The organism is Luteitalea sp., assembly GCF_044337415.1.
Taxonomy (GTDB): Bacteria; Acidobacteriota; Vicinamibacteria; order Vicinamibacterales; family Vicinamibacteraceae; genus Luteitalea.
Window position 1 is genome coordinate 1 of the sequence record NZ_JBIINP010000327.1, and the last position, 3,504, is coordinate 3,504.

Genomic DNA, 3,504 nt, shown 5'->3' on the forward strand with positions numbered 1-3,504 from the left:
CCCGGGTTACCATGAGTAAAGCGATGAAGCGACTGAACTTGCGGACGTTCGGGGCCCTGGCCCTCGCGGTGGGACTCTCGATGGCCGGCCTCCGCGCCGAGGTGATCGAGCAGGTGCTGGTGAAGATCAACGGCGAGATCCTCACCAAGACCGACATCGAGCAACTGCAGGTCGCGGCGCTGCGCGCCAACAACCCGAACATCGCCACGGCCGATCTCCAGAACGATCAGGCGCTGCGCAAGATGCTCGACGAGGTCACGCCGCGCGTCATCGTCAACGCGATCGACGAGATGCTCCTCGTGCAGCGTGGCAAGGAGCTCGGGCTCAAGATGAGCGACGAGCAGTTCAACGGCATCCTTGCCAACATCCGCAAGGAGAACAAGCTCGATAGCGAGGAGAAGTTCCAGGCCGCGCTCAAGCAGGAAGGCCTGACGATCGCCGGGCTGCGCAAGGCGTTCGAGAAGCAGATGCTGATCAACCGCGTCCAGCAGCAGGACGTGTACTCGCGCATCAGCATCTCGGAAGAGGAGTCGCGCAGCTACTACGACGCGCACAAGGAGGAGTTCCTCACCAACGAGTCGGTCACGCTGCGCGAGATCTTCGTCCGCGCCGCGACGACTGCACCCGCCGAGGGACCCACCGCCGCGAAGGCCGCGATGGACGCCGCGCGCGACAAGGTGGTGCAGGTGCGCCAGCGTGTGGCCAAGGAAGATTTCGCGACCGTCGCCGGCGAGTTGTCAGATGCCGCCTCCAAGGCCAACGGCGGCCTCATCGGCCCTCTCAGCGCCGAGGAGCTGAACCCCGACATCCAGAAGCTCCTGTCGCCGATGAAGGTGGGGCAGGTCACCGAGCCGCTCGACGCCGGCAACGGCTACCGCCTGCTCAAGCTCGAGGCCCGCATCCCGAAGAAGCAGGCCACCTTCGAGGAAGCGCGCGACCAGATCGCCGACAAGGTCTTCAACCAGCGCCGCGCCGGCGAGGTGCTCAAGTACCTCGATCGCCTCCGCGCCCAGGCCATCATCGAGTGGAAGAGTCCCTCGCTGAAGCAGGCCTTCGAGACCGGCGTGAAGGAAGCGGAGAAGGCCATCGCCGAGGCCGCCAAGGCCGGCGAGGCTGGCGCGGCCCCCAAGCCCGGCACGAACCAGTGAGCGCGCTCGCGACAGGAACGCGCGACGCCGAGGGTAGGGCCGGCTCTCCGAGCCCGGCCGTCACCACCGTGACCGCCGCGCCGCCCAAGATCGGCCGCATCGCGCTCGACGCCCCCGCCGGCGTCGCGCCGATGGCCGGCATGACCGACACCGCCTTCCGGCGCCTCATCAAGCGCCAGGGCGGCTGCGGCCTCGTGGTCACCGAGATGGTGAGCTCCGAGGGCCTGGTCCGCGGCATCGACCGCACCCTCGAGTTCGCCGAGTACACCGAGGAAGAGCGTCCCGTCTCCATCCAGATCTTCGGCGGCGACCCTGCGAAGATGGCCGACGCCGCCCGCGTCGTCGAGGGCATGGGCGCCGACATCGTCGACATCAACATGGGCTGCCCGGTGCCCAAGATCGCCAAGCACAACGCCGGCTGCTCGTTGATGCGCGACCCGCGCCACGCTGCGTCGATCGTCGAGGCGATGGCGAAGGCCGTGAAGATCCCGGTCACGGTGAAGATGCGCGCCGGGTGGACAGACGCCGAGATCAACGCGCCGACGCTCGCGCGGATGGTGGAAGACGCGGGCGCCGCCGCCGTCACGGTGCACGGACGCACCGCGAAGCAGGCCTACACGGGCAGCTCCGATTGGTCGCTCATCGCGCACGTCGCCTCACAGGTGTCGATACCGGTGTTCGGCAGCGGCGACTGCACCGAGCCCGAGCACGTGATCGATCGGCTGCGCAGCGGACCCGAGGGCGTGCTGGTCGGGCGCGGCGTGCTCCGCAATCCGTGGATCCTCGCGCAGGCAGCCGACCTGGCTGCCGGACGCGCGGCGCGCGTGATCACGATGCGCGACCGCGGCCAGTTCCTGCTCGACTACATCCAGTTGCTGCTCAACGAGCGCATCGACGAGGCCGAGGGCTTCCGCCACGTCGCGCCGGGCACGTCCGACGAGGAGGTGTCGCCGGCCGACGCTCGCGCCGCGTCGCTCCGCGCGCCCAAGCGCGGACGCGAGCGCTGGGTGGTCAACAAGATTCGCGCGCTGAACGGCTGGTACTCGAAGGGGTACGAGGGCGGCGCCGATTTCCGCGCCAGCGTCAACCGCGCCGAGTCGATCGGCGAGGTCCGCGATCTGGTCGCGCAGTTCTTCTTCTAATCACAGGACGCGGCGTCAGCCGGTCACTCGCCTCGGCGCTGAACGCGTCGCGGGCGGCGTGCCTTGTGCGGCCGTTTCGCAGGCCGGACATCCTTGCACCGGCGTGGGACGCGTGCACGTGCGTGGGGACCCCCAGCCCCACGCCTGTGACTCACCGGTGCGGCGGACTGTCCTGCATCGGGACGGCCTGCTCCACATGGCCGCAGGCATGCACGCCGCCCGCGCCGCGCGCATGACCTCCCCAGTCAGCATCAGCGCATCACCGTGCTAGCATCACAGCATGACCAGAACGACCCTCACGCTCGACGATGATGTCGCGTGCAGGTTGAGGGAAGAGCAGGAGAGGCGTGGCACGTCCTTCAAGGACACCGTCAACGCCCTGCTCCGTGCGGGACTTGATGCCACGAGCCGGCGGGATGGGTCACGGACGCCCTTCCGAACCGCGGGCTTCGCGCTCGGTCACAGCCTGGTGGGCAGCCTCGACAATGTCGCCGAAGTGCTCGCACGCGTCGAAGGCGAAGACCACCGGTGATTCTCGTCGACGCCAACCTGCTCGTCTATGCGGTCAATCTGCAGGCGCCCGAGCACGAAACGGCGCGCGCCTGGCTCGATGAGCGGCTGAATGGAACCGTGCGGGTCGGCCTTCCCTGGGCATCGCTGCTGGCGTTCGTTCGCCTCGTCAGCAACCCGGCCGTGGTTCGCCATCCGGTCACGCCCGCCGAGGCGTGGGGGCAGGTGGAGCAGTGGCTCTCGTGCGAGCAGGCATGGACGCCGGTGCCGACGGCCCGCCACGCCGACGTGCTGGGCCAGCTCCTCCGGCTCCCGCTCATGACGAATCGGTTGGTGCCCGACGCCGAGCTTGCGGCGCTGGCCATCGAGCACGGCCTGACCTTGTGCTCCAGCGACGGAGACTTCGCAAGGTTTCCCGGGCTTCGCTGGGAGAACCCTCTGGCCAGTCATCGGTGATGGCCGGGAGTGAGCCGGTGCACGGGGCCGGCCTGACGTGCTCGCCCCGCGCTTCATTTCGAACTCTGAATGTCGCGTACCCGCCTGAACTACGACTGCGTGTCGCGTACTCGACTGCCGGCACTCGCGCATGCGGTTGGGCGTGAGCCTGGCGCTGCTCGCCCCGCGCTCAATTCTGAACTCTGAATGTCGCTGCGCCCGCCTGAATTGCTACTGCGTGTCGCGCACTCGACGGCCGACCTGCCGAC

4 protein-coding genes are annotated in these 3,504 nt (G+C 68.5%); all 4 read left to right on the forward strand.

The features are described 5' to 3' along the window. The first annotated feature begins 23 nt into the window (after nt 1–23). Entirely contained in the window at nt 24–1,148 is a 1,125-nt protein-coding gene (locus tag ACIRDX_RS21760) for a peptidyl-prolyl cis-trans isomerase (protein ID WP_396627521.1), read from the forward strand. Then, on the forward strand, nt 1,145–2,290 hold the full coding sequence (dusB, locus tag ACIRDX_RS21765) for a tRNA dihydrouridine synthase DusB (protein WP_396627522.1): 1,146 nt from the start codon (nt 1,145–1,147) through the stop codon (nt 2,288–2,290). Before ACIRDX_RS21760 ends, dusB begins: the two co-directional genes overlap by 4 nt. Nucleotides 2,291–2,570: 280 nt before the next feature. Then, the gene (locus ACIRDX_RS21770; protein WP_396627523.1) at nt 2,571–2,822 is read left to right on the forward strand and encodes a DUF2191 domain-containing protein; all 252 of its coding nucleotides are present in this window, start codon (nt 2,571–2,573) and stop codon (nt 2,820–2,822) included. Further along, complete coding sequence (locus ACIRDX_RS21775; protein WP_396627524.1) at nt 2,819–3,256, forward strand: TA system VapC family ribonuclease toxin; 438 nt, start codon at nt 2,819–2,821, stop codon at nt 3,254–3,256. Before ACIRDX_RS21770 ends, ACIRDX_RS21775 begins: the two co-directional genes overlap by 4 nt. Nucleotides 3,257–3,504 lie beyond the last annotated feature (248 nt).

Excerpts from the sequence above, each read along its gene's own strand:
- ACIRDX_RS21760 (WP_396627521.1), top strand. The coding sequence starts at position 24 with ATGAAGCGACTGAACTTGCGGACGTTCGGGGCCCTGGCCCTCGCGGTG.
- ACIRDX_RS21770 (WP_396627523.1), top strand. The coding sequence starts at position 2,571 with ATGACCAGAACGACCCTCACGCTCGACGATGATGTCGCGTGCAGGTTG.